This is a genomic window from Megasphaera massiliensis (assembly GCF_000455225.1).
GTDB classification, from domain to species: domain Bacteria; phylum Bacillota; class Negativicutes; order Veillonellales; family Megasphaeraceae; genus Megasphaera; species Megasphaera massiliensis.
Window position 1 is genome coordinate 100,974 of sequence record NZ_HF954535.1, and the last position, 21,785, is coordinate 122,758.

General features: G+C 51.3%; 23 protein-coding genes and 5 tRNA genes. 1 reads left to right on the forward strand and 27 read right to left on the reverse strand.

Annotated elements, in window-relative coordinates:
• The gene (xylB, locus tag TX77_RS02400) at window positions 1-1,524 is read right to left on the reverse strand and encodes a xylulokinase (RefSeq protein WP_044503229.1); all 1,524 of its coding nucleotides are present in this window, start codon (window positions 1,522-1,524) and stop codon (window positions 1-3) included.
• A 308-nt stretch (window positions 1,525-1,832) separates the two neighbouring features.
• Here xylB and TX77_RS02405 point away from each other — a divergent pair, with 308 nt between their 5' ends.
• On the forward strand, window positions 1,833-3,317 hold the full coding sequence (locus tag TX77_RS02405; RefSeq protein WP_044503230.1) for an L-fucose/L-arabinose isomerase family protein: 1,485 nt from the start codon (window positions 1,833-1,835) through the stop codon (window positions 3,315-3,317).
• Between the two features lie 335 nt (window positions 3,318-3,652).
• Here the strand turns inward: TX77_RS02405 and nudC are convergent, their stop codons facing one another.
• From nudC to TX77_RS02535, 26 genes are all read right to left on the reverse strand, one after another.
• Window positions 3,653-4,480: an NAD(+) diphosphatase gene (gene nudC / locus TX77_RS02410; RefSeq protein ID WP_044503231.1), complete on the reverse strand. Its 828-nt coding sequence runs from the start codon at window positions 4,478-4,480 to the stop codon at window positions 3,653-3,655.
• On the reverse strand, window positions 4,480-5,394 hold the full coding sequence (thrB, locus tag TX77_RS02415; RefSeq protein WP_044503232.1) for a homoserine kinase: 915 nt from the start codon (window positions 5,392-5,394) through the stop codon (window positions 4,480-4,482). Before thrB ends, nudC begins: the two co-directional genes overlap by 1 nt.
• Window positions 5,395-5,397: 3 nt before the next feature.
• Complete coding sequence (locus TX77_RS02420; RefSeq protein WP_044503233.1) at window positions 5,398-6,687, reverse strand: homoserine dehydrogenase; 1,290 nt, start codon at window positions 6,685-6,687, stop codon at window positions 5,398-5,400.
• A gap of 22 nt (window positions 6,688-6,709) precedes the next feature.
• Window positions 6,710-7,159, reverse strand: a complete 450-nt coding sequence (locus TX77_RS02425) for an ACT domain-containing protein (protein WP_044503234.1) — start codon at window positions 7,157-7,159, stop codon at window positions 6,710-6,712.
• On the reverse strand, window positions 7,156-8,076 hold the full coding sequence (locus tag TX77_RS02430) for an NAD-dependent epimerase/dehydratase family protein (RefSeq protein ID WP_044503235.1): 921 nt from the start codon (window positions 8,074-8,076) through the stop codon (window positions 7,156-7,158). Before TX77_RS02430 ends, TX77_RS02425 begins: the two co-directional genes overlap by 4 nt.
• A gap of 18 nt (window positions 8,077-8,094) precedes the next feature.
• The gene (locus TX77_RS02435) at window positions 8,095-8,943 is read right to left on the reverse strand and encodes a ChbG/HpnK family deacetylase (protein ID WP_044503236.1); all 849 of its coding nucleotides are present in this window, start codon (window positions 8,941-8,943) and stop codon (window positions 8,095-8,097) included.
• 94 nt (window positions 8,944-9,037) lie between these two features.
• Window positions 9,038-9,484, reverse strand: coding sequence for a nickel pincer cofactor biosynthesis protein LarC2 (gene larC2 / locus TX77_RS02440; RefSeq protein ID WP_044503237.1), 447 nt, complete (start codon window positions 9,482-9,484; stop codon window positions 9,038-9,040).
• A gap of 4 nt (window positions 9,485-9,488) precedes the next feature.
• Window positions 9,489-10,166: a nickel pincer cofactor biosynthesis protein LarB gene (larB, locus tag TX77_RS02445; RefSeq protein WP_044503238.1), complete on the reverse strand. Its 678-nt coding sequence runs from the start codon at window positions 10,164-10,166 to the stop codon at window positions 9,489-9,491.
• Window positions 10,167-10,181: 15 nt separating this feature from the next.
• Window positions 10,182-10,991, reverse strand: coding sequence for a TrmH family RNA methyltransferase (locus TX77_RS13795; RefSeq protein WP_044503239.1), 810 nt, complete (start codon window positions 10,989-10,991; stop codon window positions 10,182-10,184).
• A gap of 69 nt (window positions 10,992-11,060) precedes the next feature.
• The gene (locus TX77_RS02455; protein WP_044503240.1) at window positions 11,061-11,534 is read right to left on the reverse strand and encodes an ATP synthase subunit B family protein; all 474 of its coding nucleotides are present in this window, start codon (window positions 11,532-11,534) and stop codon (window positions 11,061-11,063) included.
• 13 nt (window positions 11,535-11,547) lie between these two features.
• Complete coding sequence (gene coaD, locus TX77_RS02460) at window positions 11,548-12,039, reverse strand: pantetheine-phosphate adenylyltransferase (RefSeq protein ID WP_044503241.1); 492 nt, start codon at window positions 12,037-12,039, stop codon at window positions 11,548-11,550.
• A 5-nt stretch (window positions 12,040-12,044) separates the two neighbouring features.
• Window positions 12,045-12,602: a 16S rRNA (guanine(966)-N(2))-methyltransferase RsmD gene (gene rsmD, locus TX77_RS02465; protein ID WP_044503242.1), complete on the reverse strand. Its 558-nt coding sequence runs from the start codon at window positions 12,600-12,602 to the stop codon at window positions 12,045-12,047.
• A gap of 54 nt (window positions 12,603-12,656) precedes the next feature.
• Window positions 12,657-13,280 (reverse strand): glycerol-3-phosphate 1-O-acyltransferase PlsY, encoded by a 624-nt coding sequence (gene plsY / locus TX77_RS02470; protein WP_044503243.1) that lies wholly within the window; start codon window positions 13,278-13,280, stop codon window positions 12,657-12,659.
• On the reverse strand, window positions 13,277-14,608 hold the full coding sequence (gene der, locus TX77_RS02475; protein ID WP_044503244.1) for a ribosome biogenesis GTPase Der: 1,332 nt from the start codon (window positions 14,606-14,608) through the stop codon (window positions 13,277-13,279). Before der ends, plsY begins: the two co-directional genes overlap by 4 nt.
• Window positions 14,609-14,677: 69 nt before the next feature.
• Entirely contained in the window at window positions 14,678-16,636 is a 1,959-nt protein-coding gene (locus tag TX77_RS02480; RefSeq protein ID WP_044503245.1) for a bifunctional 4-hydroxy-3-methylbut-2-enyl diphosphate reductase/30S ribosomal protein S1, read from the reverse strand.
• The gene (locus tag TX77_RS02485) at window positions 16,633-17,247 is read right to left on the reverse strand and encodes a lysophospholipid acyltransferase family protein (protein ID WP_044503246.1); all 615 of its coding nucleotides are present in this window, start codon (window positions 17,245-17,247) and stop codon (window positions 16,633-16,635) included. Before TX77_RS02485 ends, TX77_RS02480 begins: the two co-directional genes overlap by 4 nt.
• Window positions 17,247-17,915, reverse strand: a complete 669-nt coding sequence (gene cmk / locus TX77_RS02490) for a (d)CMP kinase (RefSeq protein ID WP_044503247.1) — start codon at window positions 17,913-17,915, stop codon at window positions 17,247-17,249. Before cmk ends, TX77_RS02485 begins: the two co-directional genes overlap by 1 nt.
• Before the next feature lie 2 nt (window positions 17,916-17,917).
• Window positions 17,918-19,153, reverse strand: coding sequence for a BaiN/RdsA family NAD(P)/FAD-dependent oxidoreductase (locus TX77_RS02495; RefSeq protein WP_044503248.1), 1,236 nt, complete (start codon window positions 19,151-19,153; stop codon window positions 17,918-17,920).
• 11 nt (window positions 19,154-19,164) lie between these two features.
• Window positions 19,165-19,884, reverse strand: a complete 720-nt coding sequence (locus TX77_RS02500) for a pseudouridine synthase (RefSeq protein WP_071822283.1) — start codon at window positions 19,882-19,884, stop codon at window positions 19,165-19,167.
• Window positions 19,853-20,431, reverse strand: a complete 579-nt coding sequence (scpB, locus tag TX77_RS02505) for an SMC-Scp complex subunit ScpB (RefSeq protein WP_044503249.1) — start codon at window positions 20,429-20,431, stop codon at window positions 19,853-19,855. The genes TX77_RS02500 and scpB overlap by 32 nt, the downstream gene beginning before the upstream one ends.
• Window positions 20,403-21,122 (reverse strand): segregation and condensation protein A, encoded by a 720-nt coding sequence (locus TX77_RS02510; protein ID WP_044503250.1) that lies wholly within the window; start codon window positions 21,120-21,122, stop codon window positions 20,403-20,405. Before TX77_RS02510 ends, scpB begins: the two co-directional genes overlap by 29 nt.
• Window positions 21,123-21,244: 122 nt before the next feature.
• Window positions 21,245-21,333: transfer RNA gene (locus TX77_RS02515), tRNA-Leu, on the reverse strand.
• Between the two features lie 17 nt (window positions 21,334-21,350).
• A tRNA-Cys gene (locus tag TX77_RS02520) sits at window positions 21,351-21,424 on the reverse strand.
• Window positions 21,425-21,429: 5 nt separating this feature from the next.
• Window positions 21,430-21,504 (reverse strand) — tRNA-Gly (locus TX77_RS02525).
• Window positions 21,505-21,509: 5 nt separating this feature from the next.
• A tRNA-Phe gene (locus TX77_RS02530) sits at window positions 21,510-21,585 on the reverse strand.
• Between the two features lie 3 nt (window positions 21,586-21,588).
• Window positions 21,589-21,665: transfer RNA gene (locus TX77_RS02535), tRNA-Asp, on the reverse strand.
• Between the last annotated feature and the right edge of the window lie 120 nt (window positions 21,666-21,785).

The window sequence follows — 21,785 nt, forward strand, 5'->3', positions numbered from 1 at the left end:
TTATAAAGTCGCCAAATCTTGATAACATCCGGCTAATTGCCGATATAATTTCTGATATAAAGCGTGGCCTTTTTCATAATAGGCGTGAGCTGTCGGGGCGGGCTGGCAATAGGTATTGGTATCGATGAAATCGCGGCAAGCCGTGACAACGCTCTTAAACAATCCGGCTCCGACGCCGGCCAGGATAGCTGCCCCCAGGGCAGGGCCTTCCTTAGAAGATACGGTTTTGACTTCGCAATTATACATATCGGCCAGCATCTGACGCCACAATTGGCTTCGTCCGCCGCCGCCGCAGGCCATCATTTCCTGAACGACGATTCCCATGTCGCGAAGGATGTCCTGGCAGTCCGTCAGAGAATAGCCAACGCCTTCCATGACGGCCCGGAGCATATCGTCCTGCGTATGGATGGCCGATAGTCCGAAGAATACACCGCGGCAATCCGGGTCGAGGTGCGGCGTCCGTTCTCCCATAAGATAAGGTAAATAAAGGAGGCGCCGGCTGCCCATGGGTACGTGTTCAACGTGATGGTCCATGACGACATAAGGATCAAGACCGGCCTGTTCGGCTTCTTTTAAGTAGTCATGTCCCAGCGTATCACGGAACCAGCGAAGAGACAAGCCCGCAGCCTGGGTTACACCCATGACGTGCCAACACCCGGGCACGGCACAGCAGAACGAGTGGACGCGGCCTTTAGGGTCGATGTGGAGATCGCTCGTATGGGCGAAGACGACACCGCTGGTACCGATGGTTGTAAAAGCCTTGCCGTCACTGACGATGCCGGTTCCGACAGCAGCAGCGGCATTATCGCCGGCACCGCCGACGACGATGGTTTGCGGAAGGAGGCCTGTTTCTGCGGCAAAGGCCGGTGTCAGTGTTCCCGTCACATCCGGTGATTCATAGACCTTAGCCAGCCATGCCGGATCGATGTCGAGGAGATCCAGGATTTCATCGGACCAACAGCGGTGACGTACGTCGAGGAACTGCATGCCGCTGGCATCAGAAACGTCGGTCGCATACTGACCGGTCATGCGCAGGCGGACATAATCTTTCGGAAGCAGAATATGGCGGCACTGGCGATAGTGTTCCGCTTCATGGTTGCGCACCCAGAGAAGCTTCGACGCCGTAAAACCGGTCAATGCCGGGTTGGCCGTGATGTCCATCAACTTTTCAGCACCGACGGTCCGGGTGATTTCGATACATTCTTTCCCCGTCCGTTGGTCACACCAGATGATAGCCGGCCGGATGACTTCGTTCTTTTCATTTAACATGACCAGGCCGTGCATCTGACCGGATAAGCCGATACTGACGATATCTTTCGCTTCTACGGTGCACTTTGCCAAGATTTCCCGTATCGTCTGTACAACAGCCTGATACCAATCTTCCGGCTTCTGTTCAGCCCAACCGTTCTGGGGCTGATACAAGGGATACTCACAGGACGCCATAGCCACAGCCTGACAGGTATCGTCGAAGAGTACTGTTTTGGTCGCTGACGTACCAATATCAATTCCCATTACATACTTCATATATCTTCCTCCCTAATGTGCCTCATTTATTTCGAGGTCCTTGCGCCTTATTGCGTGCCTAAGCACATGTCTATGTTTGAAGTATACCATGACAAAATTAGATGGTCAACGGGAATCTCCATACATGCACTTTTGCTATATTTTAGGGTTTACCTGTATTTTTTCTGCATAATGCTGCCTTTCGTAAAAAAATGTCAAACTATGTATTGACAGAAATTTGACAAGCGTGCTATCATTCCCTTAACGAAATGTGCCTAGGCACTCAAAAAAATTACAAGTAACCCTTACATGGGAAAGGAGACCTTATTATGAATATTCCCGAAGTGAAATGTGGTATTATTTCTGTCAGCCGTGACTGCTTTATTATTTCTTTATCCCAGAACCGTCGCAAGGCCATCGTCGATGCCTATACGAAAAAATATGGCGACCTCTACGAAGTGCCGACGGTCGTAGAAAACGAAAAAGATATGCTTAAAGCCGTTGAAGAAGCTAAAGCCGCCGGCTGCAATGCCCTCGTCGTCTTCTTAGGTAACTTCGGTCCCGAAACGCCGGAAACCTTAATCGCTAAATACTTCGACGGTCCGGTCATGTACGCCGCTGCTGCCGAAGAAACAGGCAAAAACCTCATCAATGGCCGCGGCGATGCTTACTGCGGCATGCTCAACTGTTCGTATAACTTAGGCCTTCGCAAATTAAAAGCCCATATACCGTCATACCCCGTAGGAACCGCTGAAGAAGTCGCTTCCATGATTGCCGACTTCCAGCCCATGGCCCGCACGCTCATCGGCCTCAGCCAGTTAAAAATCATTACCTTCGGCCCGCGTCCTCAGGACTTCTTTGCCTGCAACGCACCGATCAAACCGCTCTACGACTTAGGCATTGAAATCGAAGAAAACTCCGAACTCGACCTTCTCGTATCGTATCAGGCTCACAAAGACGACCCGCGCATTGCCGACGTCGTCGCCGATATGACGGAAGAACTCGGCAAAGACGGCAATCCCTGGCCGGACCTCCTGCCCCGCATGGCACAGTACGAACTGACCCTCCTCGACTGGGCTGAAGCTCACAAAGGCTCTCGTCAGTATGTAGCTTTTGCCAATAAATGCTGGCCGGCCTTCCCGTCCCAGTTCGGCTTTGAACCGTGCTACGTCAACAGCCGTCTCGTATCCCGCGGCATCCCTGTCGCCTGCGAAGTCGACATCTACGGCGCCGTCAGCGAATACATCGGCATGTGTGCCAGCGGCGACACCGTCACCTTGCTCGACATCAACAACTCCGTCCCCCGCGATCTCTACGAATCGGATATCAAACCGACGACGAACTATACCCAGAAAGATACCTTCATGGGCTTCCATTGCGGCAACACACCTTTGTGCAAGTTGAAAAAGGGCGGCGTAAAATATCAACTCATCCAAAACCGTCTCTTAGAAGACGGCGGCACACCGGACATCACCCGCGGCACCCTCGAAGGGGACATTGCCGAAAGCCCGATCACCTTCTTCCGACTCCAGAGCACGGCCGGCGGCGAGCTCCGGGCTTACATCGCCCAAGGTGAAGTCCTGCCGGCTGCTACCCAATCCTTCGGCGGCATCGGCATCTTTGCCATCCCCGAAATGGGCCGCTTCTACCGTCACGTCCTCATCGCCAAGCAGTATCCTCATCACGGCGCCGTCGCCTTTGCCCACATCGGAAAAGTCCTCTTCTCCATCTTCCAGTACCTGGGCATTGAAGACATCGCCTTCAACCAGCCAAAAGGCATGCTCTATCCCAACGAAAATCCCTTTGACATGTAAAAGCCTACTCATATTAAAAGACGGCACGAATCATTTCGTGCCGTCTTTTCGCATCTATACAGTCAATTTTTGAACCGCTGCTCCCCCCTAACAGCGCTCATTCCCACGGTCGCTCCCTTTTCATTTTTTCGCTGCCTGACAGTCCCCGACGTTTCTAAGAAATTCGAATCATCACCAGCCCTACATGATTTCTACACGATATCCCTGAGGCCCTGAAGGCAAAAAAAGACGTGACCGTCATGGCTCACGTCCCGCCAACACAGGAATGTCAGCGTTTCTGTCTCCCTCAAAAAAAGAACCTTGAATGGCGGAAAAATCATCATCCAAGGTTCTCATTAATAGATTCCTTGTTTAAAAAGGGTCATCATTTCCATGGTCAGGCTGGCTTTTTCTACGTCATCAGGAATATCCTGTCGGTCGATCCATTCAGCCGTTGCCAGTTCTCTGTGATCGACTTTCAGCGTATCATCGCCGTCAAGATCACAGAAAAATCCCAAGAGGAGTGTATCCGTAAAGCACCAAGGCTGACTCTTATAGAAGGTCAGGTTCTTGACCTTAATGCCCACTTCTTCCATGACTTCACGATGGACGGTATCCTCAATGGACTCACCGACTTCGGCAAAGCCGGCCAAAAGGGCAACATTCTTGTATTCCCGGCCGGCGTATTTCGAGACCAGGAGCTTGTCACCATGGCGGACGGCTACGATGACGGCCGGGCAGATGCGCGGATAAATCATGGTATGGCAGGCGTCGCAATGAACCATCCGTTCCTTGTCGCTGTGTTTCATCGGGCGTCCGCAATGACCGCAGAAGCGATGGTTGCTGTACCAGACGGACAGGGACAGGCCGACGACGCCGGCAAAGGCCAGATGCCGCGGTGACGCACCCCTCATAAAGAAAATATTGACATAAGCAAAGCCGTCTTTTTCCGGCAAGGCTTCCTCAGCCAAATAGAATTGCTGACGGTCTTCGGCAAAGAGCCAGCGGAACCGGTCTTCTCCCATGTCGGCATAATCGCTGTAAGTCGGATAGGTGAAAGATTTCTCCCCGGTCAGCTTTACCAATATCTCCCGACCGCGATAAGACAAGAGAATACCATCCCGTGCCAACGGCACCGGACGGTATTCGACATGATACGTATGATCTCCGATATCTTGAATCATCAGACGAGCTTCGCCCCTTCATTGCTGCATTTCAACACGTGGCCCGTTGCCTCAATGCCGTGGTCGTTAAAGCAATTGATCATGGATTCCATGATGGCTCCTTCATTGCCCGTAGCAAAAGCGATGAGCGTCGAACCGGAACCGCTGATCGTAGCCCCAAGGGCACCGGCTTCCACAGCCTTCTTCAAGACCAGATCACCGCTGGGAATGAGGCTCAACCGATAAGGTACGTGGAGCTTATCCTGCAGGCCATAAGCGATGCGGTCGTATTGCTTCGTAAATAAAGACGATACCAGGAAGCTGACGCGACTGACGTTAAAGACGGCGTTTTGGTAATCAATCGTCTTGGGCAGGGCTTTTCTCGCTTCTTCTGTAGAAATTTCGATTTCCGGGCTGACCGTCACAAAAGACAATTCATCATCAAGGGGAATCGAATTGGTCAGCGTTTTGCCGTCGACCATGACAGAAACGGATAAGCCGCCGTAAATGGCAGGCGCCACATTGTCCGGATGACCTTCGAGGACCGTTGCCAGGGACAGCATTTCGTCGCGGCTCATGGTACTGCCGGTCAAGGCGTCACCGATGAGGATACCGCCGACAAGGGCTGCCGAGCTGCTTCCGAGACCGCGGGCCGGCGGAATGGCATTGACCAGTTTCAGCGTGCCGCCCTTAGGAAGGGACTGACGCTTCTTGACGGCGACGGCCTTCATAGCATGGCCGACCATATTTTCGTCAAAAACCTTGGGCAGCTTGTTGGCTCCGAGTCCTTCAATTTCCACGGTAATCGTGTCTTTGCCCGGTTCTTCCGTAAAATAAATGTCATTGTACAAGTTCAGCGCAATACCGACGGCATCGAAACCGGAGCCGACGTTAGCGGATGTTGCAGGAATCTGTGCATGCAATGTTTTTGTCATTTCTTACACCTCAATTACACGAATGGCATTTTCAATTTTGCGAACGCATGACAATCCTTCGATTTTCTGGAGCGATGCCTGGACCAGACCATCGGCCGATTTGTCGATAAGGATGACGATTTCAGCAATTTCTGTCGTTTCATCCTTTTGAATCAGAGAGCGGATACTGATATTGTGTTCAGCCAAGACCTTTGATACCGACGACAAGACACCGGGCGCATTGTTGACGATCATTCGCAGATAGTAGGGCGAGCAAATTTCAGCCTGAGGCTTCAATTTCGCTTCGTGCCATACATAACCGCGCTTACCGGTCATCTTCAAATTGCGGTGGAGGATGACGTTCATGACGTCGCTGACGACAGCACTGGCCGTCGGAAGTGATCCGGCACCCGGGCCGTAGAACATGACGTTGCCAACGCCGTTGCCGCGGACGCAAACGGCATTATAGGCACCGTCGACATGGGCCAAGGGATGGTCTTCACGAATAAAGGCCGGATGGACGTTGAGTGAAATACCGTCGTCGTCCTGACGGGCAATGGCCAGAAGCTTGATGACGTACCCCATTTCCGTCGCATGTTCAATATCTTCCTTGGAGATATTTTCAATACCTTCAACGGCAACGTCGTCAAAGGTAACGGCTGAATGGAAGCCTAAGGTTGCCAAAATAGCGATTTTACGAGCTGCATCATAGCCGCTGACGTCATTGGTCGGGTCGGCTTCGGCATAGCCTTTTTCCTGAGCTTCTTTCAATACTTCTTCATATGACGAACCATGGGCGGTCATATTCGATAAAATAAAATTGGTCGTCCCGTTCATGATGCCAATGATTTCTTCGATGCGGTTGCTGTTAAGCGATGAATACATGGGACGAACGATAGGGATACCGCCGGCGACGCTGGCTTCAAACTGGAAGTCGACGTCATGCTCATAGGATAAGGTCAATAAAGGAATCCCATAGTCTGCGATGAGGTCTTTATTGGCGCTGATAACGCTCTTTCCGCGCCGGAAGCACTGTTCGATGCAGTCTTTTGCAAAGTCGGCGCTGCCCATGACTTCAACGACGATTTCGATTTCATCATCATTGATGATGTCGTTAAAATCAGTCGTGAGCCGAATGGAATCGGGCAGGCCTTCCATCTTTTCATACTTGTTCAAATCACGGATAAGGATACGCTTGATATTGATTTTCGTATCGAGCTGTTCTTCAATAAGCGGACCGTTCATCGCCAATAAATCGACGACGCCTTTTCCAACAGTACCGCAGCCTAATAGAGCAATAGAAACGCTTTTCATGGACCTACCCCCTCTTTTTTACTTACGCTTGTCCGATAATATTTACCTTGCTGACACCGGACAGTTTTTCCAACGTTTTCATCAAGTCTTCGACCGATACGGTCATATCCTTCGTTTCAATGGACAAGCTGACCGCTGCCATGCCCTGCAGGGGAATGCCCTGATTGATGGTCAGGATACTGCCATTGTTGGCAGCAACCGTGTTGAGAACCTGGGATAATTCGCCGGGACGGTCAAAGATCATGACCGACAAGGTGACGATTTTGCCCTGCGTAACGTCATAAAAAGGAGAGACGTAATCCTTATATTTATAGTACGCACTGCGGCTCAAATCCATCATCTGGACGGCTTCATTGATGGTCCGCGTCTGATGGCGCTTGAGGATTTCCTTGACCTTGATGGTCTTCTTGATCGCTTCAGGCAAAATATCTTCGCGGACTAAGTAAAACTTGTGCTCCTTATCGTCTTTCACTTGGCATCTTCCCTTTCGCAAAAATATTGATACATCGCCATAAGGCCGGGCATCAGTTTCATTTTAGGACGCCAGTTGAGTATTTTCTCGGCTTTTTCACTATGCAGTGCCGAACAGTGTACATCACCTGGGCGTGCATCTTCATAAGAGATAGAAATACCGGCATGGGTAAAATACAGCAGGATGACTTTCAGTGCGTTGATCGTCGTCTCCATCTGCGTGCCGATATTATACGTCTCAGCCAGCCCCTCATCCGCCATGGCCGCCAGATTGGCCCGGACGACGTCGTCGACGTAGATGAAATCGCGGGACTGTTCACCGTCGCCATAGATGGTCATATCTTCGCCGTAAGCCACAGCCCGGGTAAAACGGCTGACAACGCTGTCCTCCTCACCCTCACCATATACATTGGCATAGCGCAAAATGACATATGGCAGGCCGTACGCTTCATGATACCGGCGGATACAATCTTCCGCAGCTGCCTTAACCTGTCCGTCAAAGTTGATGGGGCTAAGCTCATCTTCTTCGCGAACGGGAACGCGGACGGGCTCGCCGTAGACGGCAGCTGACGAGGAAAAAATGAATTTCTTCACACTGTGACGGCAGCACTGGTCAAGGACGACCTTAAGACCTGTAAGGCTCCCTATGACATCGTTCTCAGAAAAGTCCTGCGAATCGGAAAGCCTCCGCTGTGGTGCTTCATGAAAGACGATATCGATGGGCTTTTCGGAAAACACTGAAGCGACGGCCTTTTCATCACCGATGTCGCCTTCGATGCAGCGGGCTTCGTCGGGAACCTGAGCAAAGGTTCCTTTGGAAAGGTTATCAAAGGCCGTAACCTCATGGCCTGCTTCAAGCAGGGCTTTGACAAGGCGGGACCCGATAAAGCCGGCACCTCCCGTAACTAAAATATGCAAGGCAAGTCCTCCCGGACCTTACGGCAAATCGCCGTAGGTAATGAGTTGAATCTCTCTTTTTTCGATTTGACGGCGGATCGCCGGCGACAAAAGTGCCTGAAATTCATCCTGCCAGTGGTACTCCCAGGAAAAGCTCCGGCTGAGAACCGTCGTACTGCGTCCCGGATGCATCATGATTTCATGGACTCCGAAGGGCAGCCGGTCGATGAGATACTTCAAGTTGCCTTCGTTCATGTTGCCGCCGTCTACCATGCCCCAAAAGAAATCTGTCGTCGTAAAATGAAGGCGCTTCACGGCATCCATGGCCTTCTGGGACAAGTAGGTCAGGCCGTCGCGGCCGGCGATGCGCACGGGATTGGCCGAGAGAAGCTTATATGAATAAGCTTCTCTCGGAATGCGTACTCGGCGGATACCGTACTTCATCATCAGCGACTGGACGATGTTCCAAATCTGCGGCAGGACGTGCAGATGCTGATGGCTGTCGATGTGATCGATGGGAAGTCCCGTAGCCATGATTTTTTCCATCTGGGCATCGAGTTCCCGGTAAACCTGACCGTAATCGAGCCGGCCCTGGCAGGCTCGTTTAATGACTTCAGGATAACTGTCCGGTACCCGTCCACTATCAGTCACCAGGGTAGGTACTTCCTGTGGGGACAAAACGGTGGGCAACGACCCGACGAGGCATAAGTGGATCCCGATTCCGAGGCGGGGACAAGTCCGAGCCAGCGAGACGGCTTCTTCGAAAGCCGGCCCCGTTGGCAATAAGGACGTACTGGTCAGAACGCCCTGTTCACAAGCCTCAATAATGGCATGATTCACTTCCGTATGAATTCCGAAATCATCGGCATTAATAATGACTCTATTCATCTTTTACGCTCCCTGTCCTTTCAGGATGCACTGCACATCGGCTTAATGACTATTATACACGGACAATCGTATTTTGACAATATCCTCCCCGGGACTATTCGGCAAATTGGCGGTATGCCGCTTCCTTCACCTTGCGCTGCCATTCTTTCAAAGGGATGCCCGTCGCTTCTGCCGCCGCCCGACAGTCGTCGTATTCGGCGGAAATATTGACAATCTGTCCGCCGTACCGGCAGATTTTACAGTGAAGATCCCTGCCGTCAATGCAGACTGTCATAATGACCCGGTCACAGGCCATGCGGCTCACGGGAAAAAAGCGAACGCCAATAGATGTCGTCTCTTTAACGATCGTTTCAATCATATCGTCGAGGAGTTCTTTTCGGCAAAGAACACAGAGCATCGATGCCATCCGCCCTTTTTTCATCATCATCGGCATAGCCCAGACGTCATTCGCCCCCTTGTCGAGAATCCGTGAAAAGACGTATTCCATATTTTGAGGATTCATATCGTCGATATTGGCTTCCAATTGCCATAAGGTTTCCATCGGCTCACCTCAGACTGTTCATCGTATCGGCCAGTCTGCCGGCGCCGAAACCATTGTCGATGTTGACGACAGATATCCCGGCAGCGCAGCTGTTGAGCATAGCCAGAAGGGCCGAAAGACCGTGGAAATTGGCACCGTATCCGATACTGGTCGGTACGGCGATGACCGGCTTGTCTACTAAACCTCCGACGACACTGGCCAGAGCCCCTTCCATGCCGGCAACGACGATGTTGACATTGGCTTTTCGGATATCGTCGACTCGTGCCAGCAATCGGTGGATGCCGGCAACGCCGACATCGTAGATTCGTTCCACTTGATTTCCCATAATTTCTGCCGTAAGCGCCGCTTCTTCAGCGACGGGAATATCGCTGGTACCGGCCGTAATGACGGAAATGAGGCGATCGCCGTTGATGATGGTCTTATCCTTGTGCTGATAGACCATCTTGGCCAGCTCGTCGTATTGGGCAGCCGGGAATTTAGCCGATAAGATGTCAAAAATTTCTTTCGAAGCCCTCGTGCCGATGACATTGTCATATTTTTCCATCAAAATTTCTAAAATCCGCACGGACTGGTCCGTCGTCTTCCCGGCACAATAGACGACTTCCGGAAAGCCGCAGCGCTCTTGACGCTGTAAGTCGAGTTTTGCAAAACCAAGATCAAGGGTGTCCTTATTTTCTTCCATGATTACGCCTCCAGACTATACGTGAAAACCATTTTTTTCCCAGGCCTTATACAAGACGATGCCGACGGCCATAGATAAGTTGAGTGATTCTGTATCAGGCCGCATGGGGATGGTCAGTACGTCGTCACAGCATTCCAAAAATTCATCGGGCAAGCCGTTCCCTTCGTTGCCAAAAGCCAGAATAACCGGCCGGTCGTAATCGGCTTCGACATAGGATACGGTCCCTTCGGCTGCCGTTCCATAGATGTTCCGGTCCTCATCGCTGCAGAATTGGTCGAGCTGTTCATCGGTTACATCTTGGACGACAGGCACTTTAAAAATCGCCCCCATGGCGCTGCGGACCGTCTTATCGTTGTAGACGTCGACACAGCCTTCACTGAGAAGGACAGCTCCGACGTTAGCTGCTGCAGCCGTCCTGAGGATAGTCCCTAAATTACCCGGATCCTGGACGGAGCGCAGATAGAGGACGGCCTTTTCCGGAGCAACGGCCGGCAAGGCGTCAAAGGTATAGGCAAAAAAGGGCAGCATAGCAGCCAGCCCTTGAGGCGTCTTGGTATCCTTTAATTTATCGTATACGCTGTCGGTAACGGCATAAAAAGTCCATCCTAATTCAAGGCCTCTGGCATAGACTTCGTCAAAGCCGGCAAGTTCCCGTCCTTTAGGCGACACAAAGCAAATGGCATCGGGAATCCCCATAACAGCGGCATCACCGATGACCCGCAGGCCTTCGACAAAGACGCGCCGATGAGCTTGACGGCCTTTTTTCTGCTTCAAGGAGCAGGCCATCTTTACCCACTGGTTATCGCGGGATACAATTTCGTTCATAGTACCTCCTGTCATCAACATGGAAAAAAAGGCCCTGCCGCACGAGCGACAGGACCTCATAAGCCATCACTACTGCTGATCCGGCGTATCCTGATGTCCATTGTTCTTCAGCAGGCTTTCGCGATTCTGCTGAATGCTGGATAAGGTCTTTTCCAATGTTGATTCAACGTATTTGAGGACGTCGCCGGCATAGGTAATGGAGCTGTTTTTCAGCTGTTCCGACGAGTCATTGGCAGTTTGGATAACCTGGTTGGCACGTTCCTGAGCCTGCCGTACCAGTTCACTTTCTTCGGTCAATTTGGCGATATAGTCTTTCGCCTGAGCTACCATGCCGTCAGCGTGATGCTGGGCATCGGCAATGACCTTGTCTCTTTCGGCCAATATCTTTTTGGACTGTTCCAATTCAGCCGGCATGGATTCTTTCAAATCGTCGATGATCTGAAGGATTTCTTCTTCTTCTACCATTTTTTTGTTAGTAAAGGGAACTTTTGAAGCGTTCATTACTAAGCTTTCCAAATCTTCTAACAGTTTATCCGAATTCATGTAGTCTCCACTCCTAAGCATTGTACTTGTCTGCAAACTTCACTTTTAGTTTCTTTTCAACGTAATCGGGAACCATATCATCGAGCTTGCCGCCAAAGCAGGCCAGTTCGCGGATGCCCGTCGAGCTGATATATGAATACTGGGTACTCGTCATGATGAATACCGTTTCGATGCGTGGCTCCACTTTTTTCATGAGCAGGGCCCGTTGGAATTCATATTCAAAATCACTCAGGGCCCGGAGGCCGCGAATAATGACGGTCGCACCGTGATCGATAGCGTATTCATTGAGAAGGCCGTGAAAGCTGACGACTTCAATATTGGGAATATGCCGCGTCGTTTCTCTCAGCATCTCTTCTCGTTCGGCCATCGTAAACAACGGCTTCTTTACGGGATTTTCAAAAACAGCGACGATAAGTTTATCGACTAGTTTGCTCCCTCGTTCAAAAATATCAATGTGTCCATTGGTAACAGGATCAAAGCTGCCCGGACAAATACCGATTCGCACTTCTTTCAAACTCCTTCCCGGCGACGACGGATAAAAGCAATCCGCGTGTCATTTCCATAGGATTTTTCTCTGATGACCTCATACAATGTGTTCTCCGTTATGCCTTCATTCCGGCTGTATTCCATCAGAATCAATCCACCAGGAGCCAACAAATCGTATTGACCTATCAAAACAATTGTATCGTTCACCAAATTTTTGTTATACGGCGGGTCGGCAAAGATATAATCAAACTGCCGCCCTTTCAGCCGTGCCAAAGCTTTTGCCGACGGGAGCCGAAGGACCTCAGCGCGTTCATCAAAGCCGCAGAGCGACGCATTCTGACGAATGAGGGCCTGCGTATAATGGTCGATGAAGACGGCAGAATCGGCACCGCGGCTCAAGGCTTCTAATCCCAAGGCACCTGTACCCGCAAAGATATCGAGAACCCTTGCCCCGGCCAGACTGCCTCTGCTTTCAAGCATATTAAAAAGACTTTCCCGCGTGCGGTCTAAGGTCGGCCGGGTCAGCATTCCTTTCGGCGACTTCAAAATTCGCCCTCTGGCACTACCCGATATGATTCTCATAAGATCACCTGCTCGTACATAATCAATTATACACGTTTTTTAGTACATATCAATCTATTTTTTCTGAATTCGTTCGACCTTCAGTTCTCGTCCCTGTATCAAGCGGATAATATTATCCTTATGACGAACGACGACGAGAATGGCGGCCAGGAGGCCGAAAATCGTCAGCGGCAGCGGCTCGCCAAAGACGTACATCAGAATCGGCACCAAAATAGCGGCTACGATGGAGCCGAGGGAGACGATGCGCGTAATGGCAACGATGACGACCCAGACGGCAAAGACGATGAGCGTTTCCCACGGCGCCAAGAACAAGATGATGCCAAGGCCGGTGGCAACGCCTTTACCACCTTTGAATTTCAGAAAAACAGAGCACGAATGACCGACGATGGAAAGCAGCCCGCCGGCAATCATGAGATAAATCTGATCAGCCGGAGTGCCGATGCCGGCCTGGGAAGCAAGCTGCCCCAGGTAGACACCGAGCATGCCTTTCGCGACGTCGCAGAGGAGGACCAAAAGGCCGCCGACAGCGCCGAAGACCCGGTAGGCATTGGTCGCTCCCGTATTATGGCTGCCGTACTCACGAGGATCCGTATGATACAGGACCTTGCCGATGATAAGGCCGCTCGGAATGGAGCCTGCGAGATAAGCCAGAACCAAGAAGAGGATACCGGTCATCATAAGCGGTCACCATCCTTCTTACCACGCAGGATAAGCCGGATGGGAGTGCCTTCAAAACCAAAGGTTTCGCGCAGTCGGTTTTCCAAAAAGCGCAGATACGAAAAATGCATGAGCTGGGGCTCATTGACGAAAAGGATGAAGGTCGGCGGCTGGACCGAAGCCTGGGTCATATAATAGATTTTCAGCAGTCGCCCGCCTTTAGCCGGCGGCGGATTGGTAAGCTGGGCATCTTCGATGAGTTCATTTAAGACGCTCGTCGATACGCGCATATGCTGCTGTTCCGATACGAATTTGACCATATCGGCCAGGCGATTGATACGCTGCTTCGTAAGGGCCGAAGCAAAGAGGATGGGCGCGTACTGGAGGAAGGCCAGTTCTCGACGGATGTCTTCTTCAAACTTATGGCTCGTCTTGCTGTCCTTTTCGACGAGGTCCCACTTGTTGACGACGATGATGCAGCCTTTGCCCGCTTCGTGGACGTAGCCTGCAATCTTCGTATCCTGTTCGGTAACGCCTTCCGTCGCATCGATGACCAGGACGGCAATGTCCGACCGATCGACGGCCCGCAGAGCCCGGACGACGCTGTACCGTTCGACAGGCATGTCGATTTTGGCCTTGCGGCGCATGCCGGCCGTATCGATGAGGACGAAGTCCGTTCCTTCATAAGACCAATGTGTATCGATAGAGTCGCGGGTCGTGCCGGGCACGTTGCTGACGATGACCCGATCCTGTCCTAAGAGGGCATTGGTAAGGGATGACTTGCCGACGTTCGGACGGCCGACGAGGGAGATATGAATCGTATCGTCATCTTCTTCAAGGGCCGGTACTTCTTTGATATTCTTCAGGACTTCATCGAGGAGGTCGCCGAGATTCATCAAGTTGACGGCTGAAATCCCGATGGGGTCACCCAAGCCGAGATTATAAAATTCATAGATGTTCATTTCCTGTTCGACACTGTCGATCTTATTGACGACCAAGATGACCGGTTTCCCGCAGGAGCGCAGGATATGGGCAATTTCTTCATCCTGAGGCTGGATCCCGACTTTCCCGTCGACGACGTATAAGATGACGTCGGCTTCGCGAATGGCCAGTTCTGCCTGATAGCGCATGCTGGTGAAGATGTGGTCATTGGAATCAACGAATTCAATGCCCCCCGTATCGATCATGGTAAATTCCCGACCGAGCCATTCGGCATCAAAATAAATTCTGTCGCGCGTAACGCCGGGAATATCTTCAACGATGGAAATTCGTTTCTTGACAATCGCGTTAAACAGCGTCGATTTGCCGACATTCGGCCGACCGACGACGGCGACTAAGGGTTTATACATGGCATTATCCTTTCTATAAACGAAAAAAGGATAACCGGTACAGCCCGGCTATCCTCTTTTTACAAAGCCTTAGTTGTTTTCTTCTTCGTTATCCTGGTTAGCGAGGTAGTCGCGAACTTCCTGTTCTTCTTCATCTTTCTGAATAGCCAGAACGCTGAGAGAAATCTTCTTCTTATCTGTATCGATGCCGATGATCTTAACGTTCATGACATCGCCGATGTCGACCAGGTCTTTGACAGCCACGCCGCGTTTTTCAGTTAATTCAGAAATATGGAGCAAGCCCTGCAGTTCCGGATCGATAGCTAAGATAGCACCGAAAGGCAAGAGTTTCTTAACTTCACCTTTTACGATATCGCCGACTTCAAATTTTTCGATAGCTGCAATCCAGGGGTTCTTCTGAAGTGCTTTCAAGGAGAGGGAAATACGATTCCGTTCCTGATCGAACTTCTGAACAAGGACTTCGAGTTCTTCTCCGGCCTGGAGAACGTCTTCGACAGCATTGATGCGCTTCCAAGAAATATCAGAAATGTGAAGCAGGCCTTCTACGCCGCCGAGATCGATGAATGCGCCATAGGGCATGATCTTAACGACAGTACCTTTAATGACAGCCCCTTCTTCAATGTGTTTGAGGGCTTCTTCGCGTTTTGCTTCGCGTTCTGCTTCAAGTACAGCCTTACGGGACAGGACCAGACGGTTTTTGTGTTCGTCAATGTCGATGACTTTGACCTGGAAGGTTTCACCGACGAGGTAGTCCAAAGACTTCACGAATTTGATATCGCCCTGAGAGAGGGGGATAAATCCGCGGAGAGATTTGATAGAAACGACAAGACCAGCCTTGTTCGTTTCTTTACCAACACATTCGACGAGCTGATCATTTTCGAATGCTTCGCGAACTTCTTTCCAGTCTTCGACTTTCTTCATCTTGACGAGGGAAACGACAATAGCTCCTTCTTCTTTGATGTTGTTGGCAATTTCAACGGTCAGTTCATCGCCGACTTTGACAAAGTCACTTGCTTTTTCCGGAGCGGGAACAGCCATTTCCTTTTTCGGCAGAATTGCTTCCGCTTTCGTACCGATGGAAACATAGGCAGCATCATCATTCACAGAAATAACCGTGCCTTTGACCACGTCACCTTTCTTTGGATTTTCTTCATAGTCATACTTGTCCAACAATTCTTCACTCATTACTTCTGTGCCTTCAGCTTGCAAATTTTCCATAATCTTAACAACCTCCTGTATTATCCAATCCGGCGTAGAAGCGCCGGCTGTAATGCCTATATGATTCATACCACTGAACCAGTCCGTATCCAATTCGGCTGCTGTTTCAATGTGGTATGTCGGGCAATCCTGTTCACGGCATACCTGCGCGAGGCGGCCGGTGTTGGCGCTGTTCTTGCCGCCAATGACAATCATGGCGTCCACCTGACCTGCCAATTCTATCGCTGCCTGCTGACGCTGCTGCGTCGCCGTGCATATGGTCATATGCACATCGAGATGATTAGTCTTTTGTTGCAGGATAGCGGCGATACGCTTGAATTGCTCTTGAGAGAACGTCGTTTGTACGACGACTCCCATAGAATCGCAAAAGGGAATTTGTTGAGCCTCTTCTTCCCTGTCTATTATAATAGCACGATTTGCCCCCCATTGTGAAATACTAATTACTTCGGGATGGGCCTTTTCGCCTACGATTATAAGCTTTTCACCTTTTTCGATGATATTTTTGGCGTCTTGTTGGGCCTTTTTAACGTGCGGACACGTGGCATCTATGACTTTTAGTTCTCGTTTGTCGGCTTTTTCATAGATTTCCGGTCCGACGCCATGAGACCGAATTAAGACGACAGCCCCTTTTTCCACCTCATCCAAAGAGTCTACCGGCGACACGCCCTGTTCGGCGAGACGCCCGACAACTTGCGGATTATGGATGATAGGACCTAAGGTGTGTGTTCCTTTTTCAGCCTGTCCGGCCAGTTCAACGGCTCGTCGGACACCATAGCAGAAGCCACAGGCTGCGGCGAGAGTTACTTTCATTTTTCGTCCCCTTTATACTGATTTTGCATAGTCACGATGGAATCGCGAATTTCTTCGGAAAAGGCCGTGACTACGTCGTGATCCGAGGCTTTTCCGGCCGGAGCCATGATGGGTTTTCCAAAAATGACTCGAACAGGCCCCGTCTTTTTCGGCAGAAATTCCGAATTGACGATGGCTGCCGGCAACACCGGCACCTTGGCCTTAATGGCGATACCGGCAAAGCCCTCATGAAAGGGGCCGACCGAGCCGCCTCGGGTCCGCTTCCCTTCCGGGAAAATCCCCAAAACCGCACCATTTTTCAATACCTTAAAGGATTCCATAACCGCCTTGCGGTCGATGCGGCCGCGATGGACCGGAAAGGTATGGACATAACGCAGGAACCAGCCCATGACCGGATTGCGGAAGAGTTCCTCCTTGGCCATAAAGTGGATGAGATGATGACGCATAGCCGTTCCCAAAAGGGGCGGATCAAAGTTGCTGGCATGATTACAGGCTACGATAAAAGGCCCTTTTTCAGGTATATTTTCTTCGCCGATGACTTCCATGTCCAAGAAGCCGTACGTTGCGACATTGAAGATCCTGCGGATCGTATTATACATAAATTCATGCATCAGCCTCGCTCCTTCATAAGGCCGAGAATGACATCGGCCGTCTGTTGTAAATCGAGATCACTGTTGTCGACGACGACAGCGTCATCGGCTTTTTTCAAAGGGGACACCTGGCGGTGGGAATCCATGTCATCGCGAGCGGCGATGCTGGCGGCGATGTCGTCATACGATTCGCTGCCGCCTTTGGCCTTTACTTCCAAATAGCGGCGCTGAGCCCGGGATGCGACAGACGCCGTAAGGAATATTTTTAGATCCGCATCCGGCAGAACGACGGTACCGATATCGCGGCCGTCGAGGATGACGCCGCCTTCTTTGGCCATGGCCTTTTGTAATTTTACCAGTTTTTGCCGTACGACTGCAAGAGCTGCGACGGAAGAAACATGCGATGATACGCGTTGCGTCCGAATGGCCTCGGTAACTTCCGTCGTCCCGACGTAGACCCGACACAGGTCGGCCATCGGTTCAAGGCGGATGTCAACGGAATCCACCAAGGCCTTGACGGCCTTGTCATCGGCAATGTCGACGCCGTTTTCCAGCACCGCCCAGGTAAAGGCCCGGTACATGGCCCCGGTATCAATGTATAAATAGCCGACTTTATTGGCCAAGAGTTTAGCCACACTGCTTTTTCCGGCTCCTGCCGGGCCGTCGATGGCAATCGTTAATTTTTTCATAGTCAGCCCTCCTTAGCAGCGGCCGTTCCGGCTACAAACCCTGTCGAAAAGGCTGCCTGTAAATTATATCCGCCCGTAAAGGCATCGATATCGATGACTTCCCCGGCAAAATAAAGGCCCGGAACGAGTTTCGACTCCATCGTCTTAGGGTCGATTTCCTTGACCGATACGCCGCCGGCGGTGACGATGGCTTCACTGATGGGCCTCGTCCCGGTCACCGTAAGGGGCAGGGCCTTAAAGGCTTCGACCAAGTGCTGGCGCTGTTCCCGGGAAATCTGATTGACCGGACAGTCTTTTGCAATCCCGGCTTCATGAAGGATGACCGGAATGAGTCGCTGGGGCAACAGATCCTTTAAGCCGTTTACAGCTTCTTTGCGGATATATTTTTCAAAATCCCGACGCAGGCGGGCATCGAGTTTTTCCTTCGATAAGGCCGGTTTTAAGTCGATGCGAAGTTCTAAGGGGAAAGCAGCGCTCTTTTTATGGGCCGCTGCCGTACTGAGCATCAGGATAATCGGCCCGGAAACGCCAAAGTGGGTAAACAGCATTTCCCCGAAGTGGGCATCGATTTTTTTCCCACGGCGCCATAGTGACCCTTCGACATTTTTCAGGGACAGTCCCGACAAGTCATGAGGCCAGGATTCGGCCGTCGTAAAAGGGATGAGCGACGGCTTGAGTTCCGTCACCTCGTGCCCCAGCGATTTTGCAAAGCCGTAGCCGTCGCCGGTAGAACCGGTTACAGGATAGGACATGCCGCCTGTCGTGATGATACAGGCATCGCCTTCATAAGTTCTCGAATCCGTTTGGACGACAAAGCGATGTCCCCAAGATTTAACGGCTTTAACGCCTTCCTTCAAATGTAGTTCGATGCTCTTGCGGCACAGTTTGTGATAAAAGAGCTTTCGCACTTCGATGGCGCTGTCAGACTGGGGGAAAATACGGCCGCCTCGTTCTTCTTTTGTCAGAAGGCCCCAGCCGTTCAGTTTATCCAATAAATCGAGGTTCGTAAACTGCTGATAAGCACTGAACAGGAATTTTCCGTGCCCCGGTGTATGGGCGATGAAATCGGCCATGCTGCAGGAGTTTGTCAAGTTGCAGCGTCCTTTACCGGTGATTCCCATCTTCTTACCGACAATATCATTTTTTTCAAATAAATGTACTCTGGCTCCCGATTCAGCAGCAGCCAGCGCAGCCATGATGCCGGCCGCACCGGCACCGATGACGAGTATTTCCTTCATAAAGACTCCTATTATTTATATTTATAGAGTTCGGCCACTTCTTCACGGGTCAAGGAGCGATAGGCTCCGCGCTTGACGCCGCTCAGGGTCAAAAAGGCATACTGGATACGGCGCAGGTTGTGAACCTGAAAGCCAAAGTATTCCAGCATGCGGCGGACCTGGCGATTGCGGCCTTCGTGAATGGTGATTTCCAGACTGGTCAGGTTCGTCCGAGGATCGTAGTCGACGTAGACGACATCAGCCGGTGCCGTCATCCCGTCTTTCAGTTCGACTCCGTCGGCTAAATGCTGCAGAATCGAATCGGCAACTTGCCCTTTGACCTTGACTTCATACGTCTTATCGACGAGGCGGCTGGGATGCATCAGAATATTAGCCAGTTCGCCGTCATTGGTCATGAGCAGCAAGCCTTCTGTATTTTGGTCCAAACGGCCGACGGCATAGATACGGTCTTTTTCCTTCTTGAAGTAGTCCATGACCGTCGTCCGTCCTTGATCGTCACTCGATGTGGTAATGACGCCCTTGGGCTTATTAAACAGGTAGTAATGCTTGGCCTGCATTTCAAGGGTCTTGCCGTCGACGGCAATGCGGTCCTTATCAGGATTGACCTTGGTGCCTAATTCTCGGACGACGACACCGTTTACGCGGACTCGTCCTTCTAATATCAGCTTTTCCGAAGCACGCCGTGAAGCGACTCCGCAGTTACTCATTACTTTCTGCAACCGTTCTTCCATCAAGTCCATCCTCCGTAGTATCTACCGACAAGCGGCCGGCTAAATCAGCAAGGGAATCCATGCCGATACATTCCAAAAAATAAGCAGACGTCCCGTATAAAATCGGCCGTCCCGGACTGTCCTTGCGGCCGAGGTCGATGACCAATCCCTGCTGCACCAAAGAAGTCAGGACCCTTTCTGACGAAACGCCGCGCAGCTTTTCAATATCAGCCCGCGTCACAGGCTGTTTGAAGGCGATGATGGCCAGTACTTCAAGGGCCATAGGCGACAGTTCCTTCTTCCCCGTCCGGACCCACTGCAGGGCATCGTGAAGATCCGGCCGGGTCACTAACTGATAGCCGCCGGCAACGCGGATGAGACGCAGCCCTCGCCGCTGATCTTCTAAAAGATGCTGCAGGCGCTCGGCAATTTTCTCAACGTCTTCCAAAGGCCATCCCAGGTGTTCACTGATATCGGCTTCGGTCATGGCGTCGCCGCTCAAAAAGAGGAGGGCTTCCAGAAGTGCCGTCGGCTCGCGGTTATCCTTTTGGCGTGTATCGTAAGGCAATGGTATTCCCATCCTTTCCCTCAGCGACGGTCATACATTGACCGACCTTGAGCAATTCTAAAACCGCCAAAAAGGTTACGACAAGTTCGACGCGGGATCGACAGGCCTGAAAAATGGCAGCTGCCGTCATCGTCCCCTTGGCCCGGCGCAGGGCGTAGGTGACGCGGCGCATGCATTCGCCGACGCTGTATATTTCTTTCTGAATCCGTATCTCTACGGCTTCTGGTTCCGGCAGGGCCTGACATACTTGCTGAAAGGCGTCGTAGAGGGCCTTGGTGTCGATATGGCCTTCGAAGCGGGTTTCATAAGGCATAGGCGCCGGCAGGCGTCCCATCATCAGGCTGCGGGCGTCCCACAAACTGCCCATGGCCTGAGACAGGGCCTTCATCTTTTTATACTCTACGAGCTGCCGGACCAAGACTTCCTGCGGGTCTTCTTCGTCGTCAACCACTTTAGGCTGTTTCGGCAGGAGCAGCCGCGATTTTATCTGCAAAAGGGTCGCTGCCATGACAAAAAACTTACTGGCATAGTCGACATCAAAGGCGTCGATGTCAGCTACATAAGCATTGAACTGATCGGCAATGTCAACGATAGGAATGTTATAAATGTCGACTTTGTTCTTTTCAATCAAATAGAGCAACAGATCTAAAGGTCCTTCAAAATCAGATACTCTATACTTGTATTCAGTCATGATTCATTATAACCCATTTTTCAGATAATTTAAACGGACTGCGAAAAGGAGCTGTCCAAAGACAGCTCCTTTGTTTTGCAAGGACTTCGGCCACGGCCAACGCCGCTTACACGTTGTTGATTTGGTGCCGGGGACCGGAATCGAACCGGTACGGATATTTCTATCCGACGGATTTTAAGTCCGTTGCGTCTGCCAGTTCCGCCACCTCGGCATGACGAAAGAAAAATATGGAGGCGGCACCCAGAATCGAACTGGGGATGAAGGTTTTGCAGACCTCTGCCTTACCGCTTGGCTATGCCGCCATATATGGAGCGGAAAACGAGGCTCGAACTCGCGACCCCCACCTTGGCAAGGTGGTGCTCTACCACTGAGCTACTTCCGCATTGGTGGTGCTCAGGGACGGAATTGAACCGCCGACACGGGGATTTTCAGTCCCCTGCTCTACCGACTGAGCTACCTGAGCATTTGGCGACCCCGATCAGATTTGAACTGACGATCTTCGCCGTGACAGGGCGACATGTTAAACCGCTACACCACGGGGCCATTTGCTTTCATTCTTCGGGGCTGTCTCGGTATTTCTTAGTGCCTCGAACAAAAACTATTCTACTACAAAACGATGACTTTGGCAAGTATTATTTTTTAAATTCAATAATATTTTTTCAG